At 69.0% G+C, this 19,483-nt stretch carries 15 protein-coding genes; 4 read left to right on the top strand and 11 right to left on the bottom strand.

From position 1 onward, the window contains the following. Positions 1-279: 279 nt before the first annotated feature. The 3 genes from ACZ6EG_RS09050 to ACZ6EG_RS09040 all read left to right on the top strand — a co-directional run bounded on the left by ACZ6EG_RS09050 (position 280) and on the right by ACZ6EG_RS09040 (position 3,398). Positions 280-1,353 (top strand): ParA family protein, encoded by a 1,074-nt coding sequence (locus tag ACZ6EG_RS09050; protein ID WP_391971780.1) that lies wholly within the window; start codon positions 280-282, stop codon positions 1,351-1,353. Continuing rightward, complete coding sequence (locus tag ACZ6EG_RS09045; RefSeq protein ID WP_469602935.1) at positions 1,350-2,447, top strand: ParB/RepB/Spo0J family partition protein; 1,098 nt, start codon at positions 1,350-1,352, stop codon at positions 2,445-2,447. Before ACZ6EG_RS09050 ends, ACZ6EG_RS09045 begins: the two co-directional genes overlap by 4 nt. A 333-nt stretch (positions 2,448-2,780) precedes the next feature. Further along, complete coding sequence (locus tag ACZ6EG_RS09040; protein WP_383642600.1) at positions 2,781-3,398, top strand: GNAT family N-acetyltransferase; 618 nt, start codon at positions 2,781-2,783, stop codon at positions 3,396-3,398. Positions 3,399-3,480: 82 nt separating this feature from the next. Here the strand turns inward: ACZ6EG_RS09040 and trxA are convergent, their stop codons facing one another. The 7 genes from trxA to ACZ6EG_RS09005 all read right to left on the bottom strand — a co-directional run bounded on the left by trxA (position 3,481) and on the right by ACZ6EG_RS09005 (position 13,402). Further along, on the bottom strand, positions 3,481-3,813 hold the full coding sequence (gene trxA / locus ACZ6EG_RS09035) for a thioredoxin (RefSeq protein ID WP_063482508.1): 333 nt from the start codon (positions 3,811-3,813) through the stop codon (positions 3,481-3,483). Positions 3,814-3,858: 45 nt separating this feature from the next. Further along, positions 3,859-4,827, bottom strand: a complete 969-nt coding sequence (gene trxB, locus ACZ6EG_RS09030) for a thioredoxin-disulfide reductase (protein WP_391971752.1) — start codon at positions 4,825-4,827, stop codon at positions 3,859-3,861. A 171-nt stretch (positions 4,828-4,998) separates the two neighbouring features. Further along, on the bottom strand, positions 4,999-5,922 hold the full coding sequence (locus ACZ6EG_RS09025) for an anti-sigma factor (protein WP_469603519.1): 924 nt from the start codon (positions 5,920-5,922) through the stop codon (positions 4,999-5,001). A 17-nt stretch (positions 5,923-5,939) separates the two neighbouring features. Beyond that, entirely contained in the window at positions 5,940-6,662 is a 723-nt protein-coding gene (sigM, locus tag ACZ6EG_RS09020) for an RNA polymerase sigma factor SigM (RefSeq protein ID WP_469602929.1), read from the bottom strand. A 29-nt stretch (positions 6,663-6,691) separates the two neighbouring features. Further along, positions 6,692-8,383, bottom strand: a complete 1,692-nt coding sequence (locus tag ACZ6EG_RS09015; protein ID WP_391971750.1) for a protein kinase family protein — start codon at positions 8,381-8,383, stop codon at positions 6,692-6,694. 139 nt (positions 8,384-8,522) lie between these two features. Beyond that, the gene (murJ, locus tag ACZ6EG_RS09010) at positions 8,523-10,925 is read right to left on the bottom strand and encodes a murein biosynthesis integral membrane protein MurJ (protein ID WP_391971749.1); all 2,403 of its coding nucleotides are present in this window, start codon (positions 10,923-10,925) and stop codon (positions 8,523-8,525) included. A gap of 44 nt (positions 10,926-10,969) precedes the next feature. Further along, on the bottom strand, positions 10,970-13,402 hold the full coding sequence (locus ACZ6EG_RS09005; RefSeq protein WP_391971748.1) for a DUF6049 family protein: 2,433 nt from the start codon (positions 13,400-13,402) through the stop codon (positions 10,970-10,972). Positions 13,403-13,627: 225 nt separating this feature from the next. Between ACZ6EG_RS09005 and ACZ6EG_RS09000 the strand changes: the two genes are divergently transcribed. Continuing rightward, positions 13,628-15,073: a CCA tRNA nucleotidyltransferase gene (locus ACZ6EG_RS09000; protein ID WP_391971747.1), complete on the top strand. Its 1,446-nt coding sequence runs from the start codon at positions 13,628-13,630 to the stop codon at positions 15,071-15,073. A 104-nt stretch (positions 15,074-15,177) separates the two neighbouring features. Here the strand turns inward: ACZ6EG_RS09000 and ACZ6EG_RS08995 are convergent, their stop codons facing one another. The 4 genes from ACZ6EG_RS08995 to ACZ6EG_RS08980 form a co-directional block, all read right to left on the bottom strand. Further along, entirely contained in the window at positions 15,178-15,684 is a 507-nt protein-coding gene (locus ACZ6EG_RS08995) for an LppU/SCO3897 family protein (RefSeq protein WP_356602651.1), read from the bottom strand. Positions 15,685-15,807: 123 nt separating this feature from the next. Then, the gene (locus ACZ6EG_RS08990) at positions 15,808-17,070 is read right to left on the bottom strand and encodes an MFS transporter (protein ID WP_391971746.1); all 1,263 of its coding nucleotides are present in this window, start codon (positions 17,068-17,070) and stop codon (positions 15,808-15,810) included. A 77-nt stretch (positions 17,071-17,147) separates the two neighbouring features. Then, the gene (locus tag ACZ6EG_RS08985; RefSeq protein WP_361015958.1) at positions 17,148-18,230 is read right to left on the bottom strand and encodes an inositol-3-phosphate synthase; all 1,083 of its coding nucleotides are present in this window, start codon (positions 18,228-18,230) and stop codon (positions 17,148-17,150) included. 44 nt (positions 18,231-18,274) lie between these two features. Next, complete coding sequence (locus ACZ6EG_RS08980; RefSeq protein WP_356602657.1) at positions 18,275-18,952, bottom strand: PadR family transcriptional regulator; 678 nt, start codon at positions 18,950-18,952, stop codon at positions 18,275-18,277. Between the last annotated feature and the right edge of the window lie 531 nt (positions 18,953-19,483).

Here is a 19,483-nt window from a genome sequence, read left to right as displayed (position 1 = left end):
CATTGATGCGTTGATACGCCTCGATGGCTGCCTCTACTCCACACAGCCTGCCCGACACCGCCATGCCGGAGTGTCGCGACTGTTCGGCCTCAGCCGCTGTGCATCGTGTTTCACGTGAAACGTCGCTCACTGCTGCACGGCATCATCAGTCGCGGCCGCGCTGCGGCCGATCCCCGCGACCGAAAGCCTCTCGGGTCGCTCGGAGAGGGTACGGAGTTGTCCACAGAGGTGGATTTCTCCACAGAAGACCAGGCCTCACTGGTTCATGACCCCGAAGACATGGGAGGCTCTGTTCATTGCGAGCCTGAAGTCGAGGAGAGTGAATCCTTGCGGTCCGACGCCAATATCGCGGGACCGATGACCGATCCGGTCCCCGGTCCCCGTACCGAGTCGATGGGGGCGGATGTTTCACGTGAAACACCGCCTCCGATGGACGACACTCCGATCGGTCGCGCTGCCCAACTGGCGGTGGAGGCTCTGGGGCGCGCCGGCGAAGGCCTGCCGCGCCCGGAGCAGACCAGGGTCATGGTGGTCGCCAACCAGAAGGGCGGTGTGGGCAAGACCACGACGACCGTGAACCTTGCCGCGTCGCTCGCCCTGCACGGCGCCAGAGTCCTGGTCGTCGACCTCGACCCGCAGGGAAACGCCTCCACTGCGCTGGGTATCGACCACCATGCGGACGTCCCCTCCATCTACGACGTCCTGGTGGAGAGCAGGCCCCTCTCGGAGGTGGTCCAGCCGGTTCCCGACGTCGAAGGCCTCTTCTGTGCCCCCGCCACGATCGATCTCGCCGGTGCGGAGATCGAGCTGGTGTCGTTGGTGGCACGAGAGAGCCGTCTCCAACGGGCGATCCAGGCGTACGAGCAGCCGCTGGACTACATCCTCATCGACTGCCCGCCCTCCCTGGGCCTGCTGACGGTCAACGCGCTCGTTGCGGGCCAGGAGGTCCTGATCCCGATCCAGTGCGAGTACTACGCACTGGAAGGGCTGGGGCAGCTGCTGCGCAACGTCGACCTCGTCCGGGGCCATCTCAACCCCACCCTGCATGTCTCGACGATCCTGCTCACCATGTACGACGGCCGGACGCGGCTCGCGTCCCAGGTGGCCGACGAGGTGCGCAGCCACTTCGGTGAAGAGGTGCTGAGGACGAGCATTCCCCGTTCCGTTCGTATCTCCGAGGCCCCGAGCTACGGACAGACGGTGCTGACCTACGATCCAGGATCGAGTGGTGCCCTCTCCTATCTGGAGGCGGCACGCGAGATCGCGTTGAAGGGTGTGGGCGTCAGCTATGACGCGACGCATGCCCACATCGGTGCACAGAACGACCCGAGCATGGTGGAGGGGATCCAGTGAGTGAGCGACGGAGGGGGCTGGGCCGTGGTCTGGGCGCACTGATCCCCAACGCTCCGACGGAGAAGTCGGTGGCATCAGCGGCCCTGGGGAATACGGCTTCCGTGTCCCCGTCGGTGCCCCTGCTGCCGAGCGACCGTGGGGTGGCTGCGGCAAAGGTGGCCACGCTGCCGCCGGTTTCACGTGAAACGGAGGAGCCGTCGGTATGGGGCGCAGCGGATGCCCCCGCCTCCCCTCCGGGGGCTCACTTCGCTGAGATCCCGCTGGACGCCATCACGCCGAACCCGCATCAGCCCCGTGTGGTCTTCGACAGCGATGCACTGGCCGAGCTGGTCACTTCCATCAAGGAAGTCGGTCTTCTCCAGCCGGTCGTCGTTCGGCCGGTGGGCTCGGAGCGCTACGAGCTCATCATGGGTGAGCGCCGCTGGCGGGCCTGCCGTGAGGCGGGACTGGAGGCGATCCCGGCGATCGTGCGTGCCACGGAGGACGAGAAGCTCCTCCTGGATGCGCTCCTCGAGAACCTGCACCGGGCCCAGCTGAACCCGCTGGAAGAGGCCGCGGCCTACGACCAGCTGCTCAAGGACTTCAACTGCACCCATGATCAGCTGGCCGACCGCATCGGCCGCTCTCGCCCGCAGGTCTCCAACACACTGCGGTTGCTGAAGCTCTCGCCGAAGGTTCAGAACCGGGTGGCTGCCGGGGTACTGTCCGCCGGCCACGCGCGGGCGCTGCTCTCTGTCGAGGACTCGGAGGAGCAGGAGCGGCTGGCGCATCGCATCGTGGCCGAAGGGCTGTCGGTCCGGGCGGTCGAGGAGATCGTCACCCTGATGGGTTCCCGGCCGCAGAAGCCGCAACGAGCGAAGGGCCCGAGGGCCGGCTCCCTCGTGTCCCCGGCGCTCTCCGACCTGGCGACACGGCTCTCGGACCGTTTCGAGACACGGGTGAAGGTCGACCTGGGGCAGAAGAAGGGCAAGATCACCGTCGAGTTCGCCTCCATGGAGGACCTGGAGCGGATCCTGGGGAGCCTCGCTCCTGGTGAGGGCCCCGTGCTGCAGAAGGGGCTGCTGGACGGCGAAGCCGAGGACCTCGACTCCTGAAGCTCGGGTAGGTGGAGCCCTGCCCAGTGGGCCCCTGCCGACAGGGCGGATCGTGTCCGGTGCGTGTGTGCCGGAGACACGGTCCGCCCTTTGCTTTGCGTCGGTGTCGGGGTCATCGCATCGTGGATACGATGCGATCGGGATGGCGCAATCACCTGGCGGTACCTCTGAGACGAAGGCAGGGGACATGCGAACGATGAGCCGCACCGGACTGGTGGGCGCGGGCTTGGGGCTGGCCGCAGTGGGTGGGTTCTTCGGCAGCCTGCTCAGGGAACGGAGCGCTCTGACAGCTGCCCGCGTTGCTGCGGGCGAAGGAAGCGAGGAACAGCCTTCATGGGGCGCCGGCTCGTACCGCTCACGCTGGACAACCTTCAGGATCTTCCCCAGCGCTGTCGCTCGTGTGTCTTCTGGGAACTGGACCCCGTCAGCGGCGAAGCCGCGGTGAAGACGGGCACGTCGGCGCTGGAAAAGGAGTCCTGGATCTCCGCCGTCCTGTTGGACTGGGGATCATGCGGCCGAGTGGTCTACGTCGACGAGGTGCCGGTGGGCTACGTTCTCTACGCTCCTCCGGCGTACGTGCCGCGTTCGACGGCTTTTCCCACGAGCCCTGTCTCGCCCGACGCGGTGCAGCTGATGACGGCGTTCGTGATGCCGGGGTACCAGGGGCAGGGATTGGGCCGGGTCCTGGTGCAGACGGTGGCCAAGGACCTGCTGCGGCGGGGCTTCAAGGCGATCGAGGCGTTCGGAGACGCTCGCTGGAAGGAGCCCGCTTGCCTCCTGCCGGCCGATCATCTGCTGGCAGTGGGCTTCAAGACGGTTCGGCCTCATCCTGGTCATCCCCGGTTGCGTCTGGATCTCCGGTCCACGCTGTCGTGGAAGGAAGACGTGGAGATGGCCTTGGACCGCCTCCTGGGGGCCGTACAGAAGGAACCGGTGCTGAGGCCGCTGTAACGGAGGAGCGGTGCCGAGCACGGACCGCACAGCGGAGGGGCCGACCCGCCTGGATCGGCCCCTCCGTGTTTCACGTGAAACGTCAGTCGGCGATGAAGTCCTCGAGATCGCGGACGATCGCGGCCTTCGGCTTCGCACCGACGATGGTCTTGGCGACCTCGCCACCCTGGTACACGTTCAGGGTCGGGATGGACATGACGCCGTACTTGGCGGCCGTACCCGGGTTCTCGTCGATGTTCAGCTTGACGATCTCGATCTTGTCGCCGTACTCGGCGGCGATCGCCTCGAGGGACGGCGCGATCTGGCGGCACGGACCGCACCAGGCGGCCCAGAAGTCCACCAGGACGGGCTTGTCGCTCTTGAGGACGTCCTGCTCGAAGGAATCGTCGGTCACTTGCTTCAGGGTGCCGGCCACGGCGGGCTCCTTAACTGGTTGGTGCGTGCGGGAAGAGGACGGGGGTCAGACGGCGGTCTTCTCGGGCTCGGCCTTGTCCTCGTCGCTGAGCGCGGCGAGGAAGCGCTCGGCGTCGAGGGCGGCGGAGCAACCGGTGCCGGCGGCGGTGATCGCCTGGCGGTAGGTGTGGTCGACCACGTCACCGGCGCCGAAGACACCGGTCAGGTTGGTACGGGTCGACGGGGCTTCGACCTTGAGGTAGCCCTCCGGGTCCAGTTCGAGCTGACCCTTGAAGAGCTCGGTGCGCGGGTCATGGCCGATCGCGATGAACAGGCCGGTCACCGCCAGATCCGAGAGCTCGCCGGTCTTGACGTTGCGCAGCTTCAGGCTTGCCAGCTTCTGGTCGCCCTGGACCTCGGCCACCTCGCTGTCCCAGATGAACTTGATCTTGGGGTCGGCGAAGGCGCGCTCCTGCATGGCCTTGGAGGCGCGCAGAGTGTCACGGCGGTGGACGATCGTCACCGACTTCGCGAAGCGGGAGAGGAACGTGGCCTCCTCCATCGCGGTGTCACCGCCACCGATGACGGCGATGTCCTGGTCCTTGAAGAAGAAGCCGTCACAGGTCGCGCACCAGGAGACGCCGCGACCGGACAGGGCGTCCTCGTTCGGCAGACCCAGCTTGCGGTGCTGGGAGCCGGTGGTGACGATGACGGCCTTGGCCTGGTGGACCGTGCCCGCGGTGTCGGTGACGGTCTTGATCTCACCGGTCAGGTCGACGGCCACGACATCGTCGGGGATCAGCTCGGCGCCGAAGCGCTCCGCCTGCGCACGCATGTTGTCCATGAGCTCGGGGCCCATGATGCCGTCCTGGAAGCCCGGGAAGTTCTCCACCTCGGTGGTGTTCATCAGCGCACCGCCCGCAGTGACGGCGCCCTCGAACACCAGCGGCTTCAGCGACGCGCGTGCGGTGTAGAGCGCCGCCGTGTAGCCGGCGGGCCCGGAGCCGATGATGATCACGTTTCGGACGTCGCTCACGGCTTCATTCCTCGTCTCTGGACTGCGTCTTCAGGGCCGGGTGGAGCTTCTCTCGGAGCTCTCATCCCACCCAACGGATCCTACGGGGCGCGCATTCCCGCTGTGTCCGGGTACACGGAGCCGAGGGCCTTGGCATGGAGGAAGGAACCGCTGCCGGGGCTCGCCAGACGTTCAAGAACGCGCGTACGAGTGGGTGAGAAGGACCTCGGCCTTGCTGACGGCAGGCTGATCCACACAGCTGGACTCAACGATGTAGGCGGTGACCCTGCTGTCGTTGGCGGCGTCGGGCAGCACCACGAGAAGGGCTTCCTTACCCTTGTAGACGCCTTCCTTGGTGGCGAGCGCCGGGTCGTCGCGGCCGATGCCCTTCTGTACGCACTCGGGGACCGCCGGTTGCCTGAACACGCGGTTCTCGGTACCGGTCTCGGATTCCATTCCGAAGCTGCGCGGCGTGCGCGGCCCACTCTGGGCGTCCGGCTCGTCCGCGATCAGGCCGGTGACCTCTGCCTTCAGCTTTCCCTCGGAGAAGGTGTCCGCGAGGGCGGTGCTGTCGGACGGGTGATCCCCGGTCACCGAGACGATCACGGAGCCTAGCCCGATGGCGGCAGCGGCGGCCACCGCCCCGAGAAGGGCGATCCTGCGGCGTCCGCCGCTCCGGCGTTGCTTACGGCCGGGACCGGTGGCGGAGGGACGGGCGTGCCCGGCGGGTCGGCTTCCTGATGCCGATGTTTCACGTGAAACGCGGGCGCTGTCGTCGCCACGGTCGGCGTGCCCGGGCGACGGGCGCCCGACGCCGTGGTCAACTGCGCGGGCGCCACCGGGGGCGCACGCCGCACTCTCCGGCAGGTCGGGCGCTGAGGCGCTCAGCAGTGCCTCGGCCGCGAGGGCGGCGTCGATACGGCCGGCCACGTCGTCGGGCATGCGTGACGGCCCTGGGAGCGTTCCGAGCAGCCCTTGGATCTCCTCCAGTGAGGCATAGACGTCCCCGCAGAGCTCGCAGGTCTCCAGGTGCCGTCGTAGATCCGTGGTCCGCGAGGGCGGGAGGAGGCCTTCGGCGAGGTCGGAGATCTCCGCGACGTCCGGGTGCCCGGCCATGTCTGTCGTCGACGACGTCACGCTCGTCCACCTCCGCCCTTCACTGCTGCCGCATCACTCTGGTCCGTGTCCGGGGAGCCCGCTCGGCCGGGTCCCGCTGCGGGTGGGACGGATGTCCCCTGCGTCCGGTTCCGTTCCGCGGTGGTCTTCCCGGTCTCGCCGCCGTCCGGACGCAGGTGGGTGAGCAGCGGCAGGAGCCTCGCCCGGCCGCGGGCGCACCGGCTCTTGATCGTGCCGGTCGGCACGTCGAGGATCCGGGCCGCCTCGGCGACGGGATAGCCCTGCATGTCCACCAGGACGAGGGCCGCCCGCTGATCGGCCGGCAGGGTGCCCAGGGCTTCCAGGAGCTGGCGGTGCAGGTCGTTGCGCTCGGCGGGTGCCGCGGCCGACTCGTGCGGCTCCAGGAGCTGCTCCAGGCGCTCGGTGTCGTCGACGGGCGCGGTCTTCCGGGAAGCGGCCTTGCGGGCACGGTCCAGGCAGGCGTTCACCGTGATCCGGTGCAGCCAGGTGGTGACGGCGGCCTGCCCGCGGAAGGTGTGGGCGGCCCGGTAGGCGGAGACCAGGGCGTCCTGGACGGCGTCAGCGGCCTCCTCGCGGTCTCCCAGAGTCCGCAGGGCCACCGCCCAGAGACGGTCACGGTGCCGCCGGACGAGCTCACCGAAGGCATCGGGATCACCTTCGACGTGGCGGGCGAGCAGGTCCTGATCGCTCACCCCGGCGTACTCGGCGCCTTCCGCCATCGGACCCGCTCCCCTGTCGGCAGACGACCTCAGCTGGTCACCTTGATATCGGTGACGCGGCCTCGGAACTGCCCGTCCGTCAGTGGCAGCTCGGTCAGCCAGACCAGGAGGTAGCGGGACTTGAGTGTCTCGTCCGGCTGGAGTTCCACGGTCGTGCCGGAGCCGTTGGCCACCTTCGTGTAGCCGTCGAAGGACTGCGGTTCCGACTCCGTGTCGCCCCCGGCGCGGAGTTCCACCGACGTGTCGCCACCGAACGACACCGCCACCTTGCCGACCTGCTGGACCTTGCCCAGGTCGATCACGATGCCCACGCCCTGCTTCAACCGTCCGAAGTCGGCACTCGCGTAGTGGCTCGTCTGCCAGTAGGTGGCGGGGTCGCCGTCATAGGCCTTGCTGACGTTCTCCGGGTATTCGGAACCGTCGCGGCCGAACGGATCGAAGTCGTGCCCACCTGCGATCGAGACCGGCCGGCTCACCGGCTTCTTCTGGCCCTTGTCGTTGTCGCCGTCCACCGTCTGCGTCTGGTTCTGGTCGTCGGCTTTGCCGCCCCGCTCCATGAGCGCGTCCGCGAGCTGCCAGCTGCCGAGACCGAGCGCGGCGATGAGCAGGGCGGAGACGCTCCACTTCAGTGCCCTGCCGGTACGGCTCTGCAGAGGGGGCGGAGGCGAGGGCACCGGCTGGGTCACACGGGGATGCGGTGCCTGACGGCCGTAGGCACCCTGCTGGTAGGCCGTGCGCTGGTACGTGGGCGGGGCGGTGTACGTCGGCTCCGGCGGCCGGATGCGGGGCATCTCGCTGATCGCCTTCACCAGTTCCTCCGGCGTGGTGCACGGAGACTCGTGCCGGGAGGCGGTGGCGCCGTCGTTGGCGAGCGCCCGCATGGCGAGCTCGGACAGGCCGCGGTGGACACCCGCGCGCACCTGGTCCGGCGGGATCAGGCCGATGTCCTTCGGCAGACCGGCCAGGCCGTGGGCGTCGCTCTCGTACGGCCAGCGCTGGGTGAGCGTGGCGTACAGCAGGGCGCCGATGGCCTCGGTGTCGGTCCGCTGGGGGGATTCGGAACTGATGCCGCGCAGGGCGGCGTTGACGGCGAGGCCGCGGATCCGCCACTGACCCGTCGACGTCCGCAGCACCGCGGTCGGGCTCAGGCGCAGATGGGCGAGTCCCTCGCGGTGGGCGGCCGCCATGGCGGCCGCGACCTGACTGACCATCTGGTAGGCGTCGTACACCTCCAGCGGTCCGGAGGCGAGGAGCGCGGTCAGTTCGGTCGCGTCGGGGAGCCACTCGTGCACGACGTAGACCAGGTCGTTGTCCTCGACGGCGTCGAGCACCTGGACGAAGCGGGGATCACCGAGCAGGGCGGAGGAACGTGCCGCGGCCAGCACGGAGCGGGCGCGCACGTGGTCCGACGGAAGGATGTGGACGCCGACCGCGCGGCGGAGCTTCTCGTCGACGGCCCGCCAACTGCTGAAGCCGTCCAGACGGGTGACGCATTCCTCGAGGCGGTAGCGTCTGGCGAGCTTGTGCCCGCTGTGCAGTTCGGGAGGCGAGGGCTTGCCTGAATCCTCGCTCGTCGGACTCCCCTGTGCCTCGTCGCTGTCCGTGTCCCGCTCCCGGTTGTTGGCCACCCCGTCGGCCGTGGACTGGTCCGTCTCCGCGGTCAGCGGCTCGTCACCACTGTTGTCTGCCACGTCGACGGCAGCTGTGCTCCGTTCCGCCACCGTCGTTCCTGCCTCCCCATTCGATGCGCGCCGACCGACTCCGATGCGCGCAGTCCGACGCCGAACCCAATTGTGCCCACAGTCCGCCGCTATGCACGACACACGGCGGCGGACGATGGTTGTGCGCCTACCCCGGGCCTCAGCGTCCCAGGCGTCCGCGCACCATACCGACCAGCGAGTTGACTTCCTCGATGCGCATGCGGCGGGCGGCGACGAAGAAGACGCCGAACAACAGCAGCCCGCCGGCCAGCAGCGCGGCCAGTGAGCCCACGGCGCCCTGGCCGAGCGACTTGCTGATCGCGTAGCAGGCCGCGCCGCTGAGCAGGGCCGCCGGAACGGACGCGATGCACAGGCGGGCGTAGGTCCGCAGGACCCGAGCGCCGTCCAGGTCCCCGCCGAGCCGCTTGCGCAGCCTGCGCCAGGCGATGCCGACGCCGATCACGTAGGCGAGGCCGTAAGAGGCGGCCATACCGACGACGGCCCAGCGGGAGGGCAGCAGGAAGAAACACAGGGCCGAGGCCGCGGCGTTGACCACGGCCACGATGACCGTGTTGTAGAAGGGCGTCCGGGTGTCCTCGTAGGCGTAGAAGGCGCGCAGGACGACGTACTGCACCGAGTAGGGGATGAGGCCGAGACCGAAGGCCATCAGCATGTAGCCCATGTTGGTGGCCTCGCTGGTACCCGAGGAGCCGAACATGAGCGTGCACATCGGGATGCCGAGCGCGAGGAAACCGAAGGAGACGGGCACGATGGCGACGGCCGTGGTGCGCAGGCCCTGGGAGATGTCGTCCCGGACCGCGCCGCCGTCGTCCTCCGAGGCCGAGCGGGAGATGCGGGGCAGCAGGGCGGCCATCAGGGAGACGGTGATGATGGCTTGCGGCAGGCCCCAGATCAGCTGCGCGTTGGCGTAGGCGGCGAAGCCGGTGCCGTCGACGGGTGAGGCCTTGCCCGCAGCGGTGGAGAGCTGAATGACGATCATGGCACCCGCCTGGTTGGCGAGGACGAAGAGGACCGTCCACTTAGCCAGGGTGATGGCCTTGCCGAGACCGTGGCCCTTCCAGTCGAAGCGCGGCCGGACCCGGAACCCCGTCTCCCGCAGGTACGGGATCATGGCCAGGGCCTGCACGACGAGGCCCAGCAGCACCCCGATGCCGAGCAGCCGCTCCCCCTCCGGAGGGATGCTCGTGACCTTCATCCCCGAGCTTTCGGCGGTGCCGTAGACCCAGATGAACATCCCCAGGGTCACGATGATGACGATGTTGTTCAGGACCGGGGTCCACATCATCGCGCCGAACCTGCCGCGGGCGTTGAGGATCTGCCCCATCACCACGTGGAGGCCCATGAAGAAGATCGAGGGCAGGAAGTAGCGGACGAAGGTGATGCCCACCTCGTTCGCGGCCGGATCGCTGGCGACGGGGTTGGACAGGAGCCGGATCAGCAGCGGCGCGGCGAAGACCGTGATCACGGTGAGAGCGCCAAGTGCCACCATGACGAGGGTCAGCAAGCGGTTGGCGAAGGCTTCGCCACCGTCGGCGTCGTCCTTCATGGCACGCACCAGCTGCGGCACGAAGACCGAGTTGAGGCCGCCACCGACGGTGAGGATGTAGATCATGGTCGGCAGCTGGTAGGCGACCTGGAAGGTGTCACCCAGCAGGCCGACGCCCAGCGCGGAGACGATCAGCGCCGAGCGGATGAACCCGGTGAGCCGCGACACCATCGTGCCCGCGGCCATCACGGCGCTCGACTTCAGCAGGCCTCCCGCCCGCCCGCCCTTCTTGGACGCGGGCGCGGGGGTGGGCTCAGGTTCCTGGAGGGGGGCCTCGGCGGCTTCGGGCGTGGGAGCAACGGCGTACTGGCCCGGTGCCGGCGCCGCGTGCTGTCCGGGTGCCGGCGTGGGACCACCGTAGTGGCCCTGTGCCGGAGCGGGACCGGCGTACGGGGCGGGGGCCGGAGCGTTTCCGTACGGGTCGGGTCCCTGGTGCCCGCCGTACTGGCCCTGCCCCGGTGTTCCGCCGTACTGCCCCGGTGCCGGAGCAGGCGCGGGTACGGACGCATGGTCGTCGTAGGAGGGGTGGCCGCCGCCCTGCTGCTGGTCGCGGAAGAGGTGGGCGAAGGCATCCGGCTCGTGGCGCTGCTCGCCAGCCTGGGTGACCAGGTCGTCGACGCCGACGAACTGGGTGGTCCGCGGATCGTCGCCGTAGGGCAGGTACTGCGTCGGGCCCTCCGGTTCCGGGGCCGGCGTCTGGGCCCAGACCCGGGGGTCGGGTGCATAGGGCGACTGGGACGGCTGGGAGTACAGCGGCTGCTGCGGAGGGTACGCGCCCGGCGGGGGCGGCGGGTGCGCGGCGCGGTCGTAGAGCGCCTCGGAGACCGGGTCCTGGGCGGAGAGGTCCTGCGCCCGGTAAGGGTCCTGGTCGTAGGCGTCCTGGAGGTACATGTCCGCGGACGGCTGCGGCGTCTGGCCGGGGTCGGGCGGCGGACCCTCGGAGTGACCCGAGCCGTCCACGGTCTGACCGCGGTCACCGTCGTACGGCGCGTTCATGGTTACCCCACCTCATCGTCCCGGGCCGACCGGCCACGACATCCTCAACGGTCCACTCTCTCACCCGTGCCGGACGGGTCGGCGCTTTCCGCTGCGGTGTCCGGTGTCGGGTCACTCGGCTGCTCCGGGTCGCCTGCCCGGGGGCGTGCCTCGGACGCGTCCTTGAGACGCTCGTCGGAGCCCTCCCGGTTCTCCCGGCCGTCCTCGGACTCTGTCGCTTCCTCAGGCCCCTCGGACTCGCCGTGGTCCTCGGCGCTCGCAGCGGCGTCCGGGTCCGCCGTGTCCTCCTCGCGGGCAGCGGCCCGCTTGCGTTGTGTGTACATGCGGAAACCAGCGAGGACCAGCAACAGGACACCGCCCCCGATGACGAGCATCACGGTCGCCGTGATCTCGGTGACCTTCACGTCGAAGGTGACGGGCTCACCGTACTTGCGCCCGTCCATCGTGTAGAGCTGGGCGATCACCGTCGCACGGCCGTTGGCGTTGGCCGACGTGGTGAACTTCACCGACTGGCTGTGGCCACCGGAGACCGAGATCGGCTGCTCCTCGTGGTCGGCGCCGCCGATCTCGAGCCGTGTCGGGTTCGTCGAGGTCAGCCGCAGGACCAAGGGCCCGACGTCCTGCACCAGATTGTTCTGCACGGTCACGGGGATCGTGGCGCTGCGGCCGGAGAGCTTCGTCTCCGACTTGTCGATGAGCCTGACCCGGTCGGTCAGTCCGTCGAGGTACTCCTTGACCCCGCCGCGGAACGACTCCGCCTCGGCGGCCCGGCCGCGCCAGGACGCGGACATCTCGCGGTTCAGGGCGCGCCCGAACGGGGTCACCACTCGGGAGGGGTTGGACAGGACGACCTTGAAGTTGTCGAGGGTGTCCTGCGTGCGCGCGATCTGCACGAACGCCGACCGGGGCAGTTCCTTCCTGCGCAGCGCCGAGGGGTAGGAGGAGGTCCCCGGCACCGTCGTGGTGGCGTCCGGGTCCGGCTTGGCCGCAGCGGCCGCCGCCATGTCCTGGGACTCGGACCAGGTGCCGTCCTGCAGCGTCCGCAGCGCCTCGGCCATCGCGCGGGCCTGGCTGCCGGAGGGCGTGCGCTGCGGAGCGATGACGACGCTGCGCTGGTCGTCGGTCTGGAGGCCCAGCGCGAGGCTCTGGGCGAGGAAGCGCTGCACGGCGAGCGTGGAGTCGGACGCCTTCGTCAGATCGCCCTCGAACGCCTTGGACATGCGGGCGTCCGCGACGACGGCCGTCGTACCCGCCCCGATCGGACGGGCCGCGGACGGCGTGTACGGCAGGTCGTTGGTCTCCTGGAGGCTGTCACTGCGGGCGATCACCTTGTCGGCGCCCGCGGAGGTGGCGACCTTGACGATCGACCGGTCGACAGCGCCGTCCACGGGCCAGGCGAAGTCGGTGCTCGGCTTCACATGGAGGATTGTCCCGACCGTGTCCTCGATGACGTCCGTGGCGCTCTTCAGCTGGCTCAGCGACCCGGTGACGTCCGTGCCGTTGTGGGCCAGGGACGCCAGGTCGGGGTCGGCGAAGGGGAGGGCGACGACCTCCTTGTCGGCCACTGCGTCCTGCAGGTCGGCGAGCCACTGCTTGGCGACGTCCTGATGGGTTCCGGCGACGGTGTTCTCGCCGTCCCGGACGCGGTAGCTACCGGTCATCGCGTCGACGGAGGCCAGCAGGTCCGGGTCGACCACCCAGGTGACGTCGAGATCCTTGCCCAGCGTCAGCATCTGGTTCAGCCGGCCGCCGGGGGAGATCTCCTTGGCCAGGTCGTCATTGAGGAGGACCGGGGTCTGTTCCTCGTTCGGCCCCGTCTCGGCGGCCATGTGCGTGGTGGAGATCAGCGGCCACAGCGCCGTCGTCTTCGTTTTGGTGCCGGCCTGGTCGGGCTGCCAGGGCAGGAAGGTCCGCTGGATTCCGAGGATCTGCTCCCACGGCTGCGCGGAGGTCTCGCCCGAGAGTGACACGGCGAACTCGTAGACACCGTCGCCGCCCAGTTCGAGGTCGTCGACCGGCACGGAGATGTTGAAGTGCTCGGCGACACCGGGAGTGAGTTTGTCGAACTTCTCGGTGTACTTGTCGTCGATCTCCGGGGCGATGGCGCCCTGCAGATCGGTGCTCTCCTTGGCGATCGCGTCAACGGCCGAGCGGGTGTTGACCTCGGCCCCCAGACGCAGGCCGACGTGGGCGTCGGTGACGGTCTGCTTGCCGTTGTTGATCACGGTGCCCGACACGGTCACGGTGTCCCCGTCCGTGGGCGCCGAAGGGGTGAGCGAGTCGACCGCCACGGCCACGGAGCCCGCCTCGGCGTCGGCCTTGGCGGAGGACTGGCCCTCGGCGTGCGCCGGGCCGGCCGTCGGCAACTGGATCAGGCCGGTCAGCAGGGGCGCACCGGCGAGCAGCGCCGTGGTGCGCCTGAGCCACCGGCGGGCAGGTGAGGGACTGGTCCCCTGGAAGTCTGCCGCCTCGGCCACGCGCTCGCCCGTCCCTCGTCGTCGTCAGTGGTCGTCGGAATGTGCGTCCACGCATGGTAACGATGCGCGGAGAGGGGAAGTGCCGCGGTGTACGCCACAAGATCCGCCACCGACCGTGGCTGTCCCGTATGTGCGCCTATAGCGGGAGGGGTGGGTAACGAGGGGTATTCGGGCGGGATCAATCGGGGCGCCGGTGTCCTCCCGGGCCACGTACCCTTTTCTGTTGTGCCGAACGCCAACGAAGTCACCCCCAGCGCCCTGAGCCAGGAGCAGCACCGAGCGGTGAGGGAACCGCTGCGGGTCGCCCCAGTCGCCGACGACCTCGCCCGCCGTTTCCAGGAGGCCGGGTTCTCCCTCGCCCTGGTCGGCGGATCGGTCCGGGACGCGTTGCTCGGCCGGCTCGGCAACGACCTGGACTTCACGACCGATGCCCGCCCTCAGGACGTCCTGAAGATCCTGCGTCCGTGGGCGGACGCCGTCTGGGACGTCGGGATCGCCTTCGGGACGGTCGGGGCGCAGAAGGACGGTTACCAGATCGAGGTGACCACCTACCGTTCGGAGGCGTACGACCGCACCTCGCGCAAGCCGGAGGTGTCGTACGGCGACTCGATCGAGGAGGACCTGGTCCGGCGGGACTTCACCGTGAACGCCATGGCGGTGGCGTTGCCGGAGGCCCGGTTCATCGATCCGCACCATGGGCTCGACGACCTCGCGGCCCGGGTGCTGCGCACTCCGGGCACTCCCGAGGAGTCCTTCTCGGACGACCCGCTCCGCATGATGCGCGCCGCGCGCTTCGCCGCGCAGCTCGACTTCGAGGTGGCGCCGGAGGTCGTGCAGGCCATGAAGGACATGGCCGGGCGTATCGACATCGTCTCGGCCGAGCGGGTCCGTGACGAACTGAACAAGCTGGTCCTCTCCACGCACCCGCGCAAGGGGCTCTCCCTGCTGGTCGACACCGGGCTCGCCGAGCGCATCCTGCCCGAACTGCCGGCCTTGCGCCTGGAGCGGGACGAACACCACCGGCACAAGGACGTCTACGACCACACGCTGATCGTCCTGGAGCAGGCGATGGCCCTGGAGAGTGAGGGGCCCGACCTGACCCTCCGCCTGGCTGCCCTGTTGCACGACATCGGCAAGCCCCGCACTCGGCGCTTCGAAGAGGACGGGCGGGTCTCGTTCCACCACCACGAAGTGGTCGGGGCCAAGATGACGAAGAAGCGCATGACCGCGCTCAAGTACTCCAACGACCTGGTGAAGGACGTCTCACGCCTGGTCGAGCTGCATCTGCGCTTTCACGGTTATGGCACAGGGGAGTGGACCGACTCCGCGGTCCGCCGGTATGTCCGGGACGCCGGTCCGCTGCTCGACCGGCTGCACAAGCTGACCCGTTCCGACTGCACGACCCGGAACAAGCGCAAGGCCTCGGCCCTCTCGCGTGCGTATGACGGGCTGGAGGAGCGGATCGCGCAGCTTCAGGAGCAGGAGGAGCTGGATGCGATCCGTCCCGACCTGGACGGCAACGAGATCATGGAGATCCTCGGAGTCCGTCCTGGACCGGCCGTCGGCCAGGCCTACAAGCACCTGCTGGAGCTTCGTCTGGAGAACGGGCCGATGGAGCGCGAGGCCGCGGTCGCAGCGCTCAAGGAGTGGTGGGCCGAGCAGGAGGCGTGAACGGTCGTGGTCATGTTTCACGTGAAACGTGGACCACGTCGGTGAGTATGCGAAGGGGCGGTGTTTCACGTGAAACACCGCCCCTTCGGCTCCGGCGGTCCGGATCAGACGTCACCGAGGCAGAGCAGGAACTCTTCGCCGTCGCCCGTCTCCGCGTAGAAGCCCGTAGCGCCTTCGACCGGACGGCACGCGGACTCGGCGGTGATCTGGGAGTAGTGCCCCTTGATCTTCTTGAGGACCTTCGCCTCGGCGTCCGTGGCCGTGCAGTCCACGACCTCCATGCGGTCCGAGGAGGACGAGGCGGACTTCAGGCAGTCGCCCACGCCGGCCTGGTCGGCGTCGTCCCGGCTGGCGATGTAGCCACCGACCGCCACGCACACGACGATGACGGCGATGACGATGTTCTTGATCGTCTTGAAGCTCGGCTTGCGACGGGCCGGCTGCGGCGGGACGGGAGCGAACGGTGCACCCTGCGGCGGGAAGCCGGGCTGGCCCGCCTGCTGGGGGAAGCCCGGCTGGCCCTGGGCGTAGGGGTTCTGTCCCTGCGGCTGCTGCGGGGCCTGCGGCTGGCCTTGCGCGAACGGATTGCCCTGGGACGGCGGAGTGGTCACTTGGGGGTCCCCCTGGAACATAGGTGCGTGTCGCGAACATGACGCGAATAAGACCCACGTAAGTTATCGGTCCGCACCGACATCTCTGCAGCCCAGCGAGGCTTCGTGGCATTGATGTGACACTTACTGGCGTTCAAACCAGCTCATAGCCGCAGCAACCGCTCCGTAGACCGCGGTCACTGTCACGACCAGCGTCACGGACCGGCCGTCCGGCGGCAGTATCAAGGCGGCCACGCCGGCGGCGCCGACGAAAGCGACGTTGAACAGCACGTCGTAGACAGAGAAGATCCGGCCACGGAATCCGTCCTCGACCGAGGACTGCACGACCGTGTCGGTCGCGATCTTCGCTCCCTGGGTCGTCAGGCCCAGGACGAACGCCGCGACGAGCAGCGGCGCGGTGGCGAACGGCAGGCCGAGCGCCGGCACCAGGACCGTGGCCGCTCCCGCGCACACGGCCATCCAGCGGCCCGGCCCCAGCCGTCCCGCCGCCCACGGAGTGATCACCGCGGCCGCGAAGAAGCCCGCGCCGGAGACGCCCAGCGCCAGCCCCAGCAGGGCGAGCCCCTCGTCCGTGGTCGAGGTCAGCGCGTACCGGCACAGCATGAGCAGCATGACCAGCAGGGCGCCGTAGCAGAACCGCATCAGCGTCATGCCCGCGAGCGACCAGGCCGCCTCCCGGCGGGCGGGCGCGGCGAGATGACGTACGCCGGCCACCAGATCGCGCGCGGTACCGGCCAGGGCCGAGGCCAGGCGTGGGGGCACGCGCTCGGGGTCCGGCCCCAGCAGCTCCAGGGCGATGCGCAGCGACGCCAGTGCCCCGCACAGGTACAGGGCGGACCCGAGCAGCACCACGGCGGCGTCGGAGTCCGCGACCACGAGGCGTACGACGAAGGCGAGGCCGCCGCCGGCCGTCGCGGCGAGGGTGCCGGCGGTCGGGGAGAGTGAGTTGGCGATGACCAGACGCTCCGCGTCGACCACACGCGGCAGTGCCGCGGACAGACCCGCGAGGACGAAGCGGTTGACGGCGGTGACGCAGAGGGCGGAGACGTAGAAAAGCCAGTCGGGGACGGAGACGATCATCAACAGGGCCGTCATCGCCGCCAGCACGGCGCGCAGCAGATTGCCGTACAGGAAGACCTGGCGGCGGCGCCAGCGGTCCAGCAGGACGCCGGCGAACGGGCCCACCAGGGAGTACGGCAGGAGCAGGACCGCCATCGCGGAGGCGATCGCGGCGGCCGAGGTCTGTTTCTCCGGGGAGAAGACGACGTAGGTGGCGAGCGCGACCTGGTAGACGCCGTCGGCGCCCTGGGAGAGCAGGCGCACGGCGAGCAGACGCCGGAAGCCCTTCAGGCGCAGCAGGACGCGCAGGTCACGGACGACGGCCATGGTGCACAGCCTCACATACGGGAAAGGTCCCCGGGTCACGCGACCCGGGGACCTCCGACGGACTCAGTCCGCGCTGCTCAGCGCTCGACCTCGCCGGCGATGAACTTCTCGACATTGGCACGGGCCTCGTCGTCGAAGTACTGGACCGGCGGGGACTTCATGAAGTAGCTCGACGCCGACAGGATCGGGCCGCCGATGCCGCGGTCCTTGGCGATCTTCGCGGCGCGCAGGGCGTCGATGATGACACCGGCCGAGTTCGGGGAGTCCCAGACCTCGAGCTTGTACTCCAGGTTCAGCGGGACGTCACCGAACGCACGGCCCTCCAGGCGGACGTAGGCCCACTTGCGGTCGTCCAGCCAGGCCACGTAGTCGGACGGGCCGATGTGGACGTTCTTCTCGCCGAGGTCCCGGTCGGGGATCTGGGAGGTGACGGCCTGAGTCTTGGAGATCTTCTTCGACTCGAGGCGGTCACGCTCGAGCATGTTCTTGAAGTCCATGTTGCCGCCGACGTTCAGCTGCATCGTGCGGTCCAGGACGACGCCCCGGTCCTCGAACAGCTTCGCCATGACCCGGTGCGTGATGGTGGCGCCGACCTGCGACTTGATGTCGTCACCGACGATCGGGACGCCGGCCTCGGTGAACTTGTCCGCCCACTCCTTGGTGCCGGCGATGAAGACCGGGAGGGCGTTGACGAAGGCGACCTTGGCGTCGATGGCGCACTGGGCGTAGTACTTCGCCGCGTCCTCGGAGCCGACGGGCAGGTAGCAGACCAGGACGTCGACCTGCTTGTCCTTGAGGACCTTGACGATGTCGGCCGGCTCCTCGGCGGACTCCTCGATGGTCTCGCGGTAGTACTTGCCGAGCCCGTCGAGGGTGTGGCCGCGCTGGACCTGGACGCCGCTGTTGGGCACGTCGCAGATCTTGATCGTGTTGTTCTCGGAGGCGCCGATGGCGTCCGCGAGGTCCAGGCCGACCTTCTTGGCGTCCACGTCGAAGGCGGCGACGAACTCGATGTCGCGGACGTGGTAGTCGCCGAACTGGACGTGCATCAGGCCCGGGACCTTGGCCGCCGGGTCGGCGTCCTTGTAGTACTCGACGCCCTGCACCAGCGATGCGGCGCAGTTGCCCACACCGACGATGGCTACGCGAACCGAACCCATTCCGGTTGCTCCCTGTGTGTACGAGTGAGGCCCTGACTGGGCGCTCACGTGGCGGTGTCGCCGGGCGTATCCGGCCGGGGGTCGTCCCCCGGCCGGGGCAGGCCGCCCGTCGCTCCAGATGTCGTGTCCTGTTGAGCGGTCCCCTCCGAAGCGGAACCCCGCAGGTCCCGCCCCGCCCGCTCGCTCTCGATGAGCTCGTTCAGCCAGCGCACCTCGCGCTCCACGGACTCCATTCCGTGGCGCTGGAGCTCAAGCGTGTAGTCGTCGAGTCGCTCCCGGGTGCGCGCCAGGGAGGCGCTCATCTTCTCCAGGCGCTCCTCCAGCCGGCTGCGGCGCCCCTCGAGCACGCGCATGCGGACATCGCGCGAGGTCTGTCCGAAGAACGCGAAGCGAGCGGCGAAGGTCTCGTCCTCGTACGCGTCCGGGCCGGTCTGGGAGAGGAGCTGCTCGAAGTGTTCCTTACCGTCGGCCGTCAGCCGGTAGACGATCTTGGCGCGCCGTCCCGTGAGGGAGGCGGCGGTCTCGTCGACGTTGCCCGGCTCCTCGATCAACCAGCCGTTGGCGACCAGCGTCTTGAGGCAGGGGTAGAGCGTCCCGTAGCTGAACGCCCGGAACACTCCCAGCGACGTGTTGAGCCGTTTACGCAGCTCATAGCCGTGCATCGGGGACTCGCGGAGCAGGCCGAGTACGGCGAACTCGAGGATGCCGGAACGTCGGCTCACGTCGCCTCCTCTCGCCCTTATGCCGCGCTGATGTATCGGCTCGATACATCAGCACGATAGAACGAGCTTCCGCGCACGACAAGAGGCTCGGTGGTGAACGGGATCACATCAGGGATTCATGGTGAGCAAGTTGCCTGATTTGAGGTGAACTTCGAGTCTCGGGGGTTTTGGCGGTGCGTAGTCTGTGCGCCATGCAAACCACCGGGAACCGAGTGACGCCTGGGGGCGTCCTTGTCCCCGGTGCAGTACGGGTGAATGCGGAAGGGACCGCATCCGTACTTCGGGGGGACCGGAAACCAGCCGCCTTTACCAGGCGCGCGTAAGGTGCGCCTGCCCGAGGAGTAGTCGTTCGATGAGCGAGCACCGTCGCAAACCGCCGCAGCCGCAGGGAGGCGGACGTGCCGCGGCCCGACGCGGCCAGTCCGGCTCGTCCTCCGGCCGCCGTGCGGCACCGCGAGGCGCCACAGGGTCTCCGTCCGGCTCGTACGGTCCGGAGAGCGAGGAGCGTCCGTACGGCAGCCGTGCCGAGGC

This window comes from Streptomyces sp. NPDC041968 (assembly GCF_055589025.1).
This window is presented reverse-complemented; position numbering and strand designations above follow the sequence as displayed.

What these genes read in the sequence shown, in the direction of transcription:
- ACZ6EG_RS09025 (WP_469603519.1), bottom strand. Translation starts at nt 5,922, where the DNA reads ATGGCCGGGCACCCGGACGTCGCGGAGATCTCCGACCTCGCCGAAGGC.
- murJ (WP_391971749.1), bottom strand. Translation starts at nt 10,925, where the DNA reads ATGAACGCGCCGTACGACGGTGACCGCGGTCAGACCGTGGACGGCTCG.
- ACZ6EG_RS08990 (WP_391971746.1), bottom strand. Translation starts at nt 17,070, where the DNA reads ATGGCCGTCGTCCGTGACCTGCGCGTCCTGCTGCGCCTGAAGGGCTTC.
- sigM (WP_469602929.1), bottom strand. Translation starts at nt 6,662, where the DNA reads ATGGCGGAAGGCGCCGAGTACGCCGGGGTGAGCGATCAGGACCTGCTC.
- ACZ6EG_RS09050 (WP_391971780.1), top strand. Translation starts at nt 280, where the DNA reads ATGGGAGGCTCTGTTCATTGCGAGCCTGAAGTCGAGGAGAGTGAATCC.
- ACZ6EG_RS08985 (WP_361015958.1), bottom strand. Translation starts at nt 18,230, where the DNA reads ATGGGTTCGGTTCGCGTAGCCATCGTCGGTGTGGGCAACTGCGCCGCA.
- ACZ6EG_RS09040 (WP_383642600.1), top strand. Translation starts at nt 2,781, where the DNA reads ATGGGGCGCCGGCTCGTACCGCTCACGCTGGACAACCTTCAGGATCTT.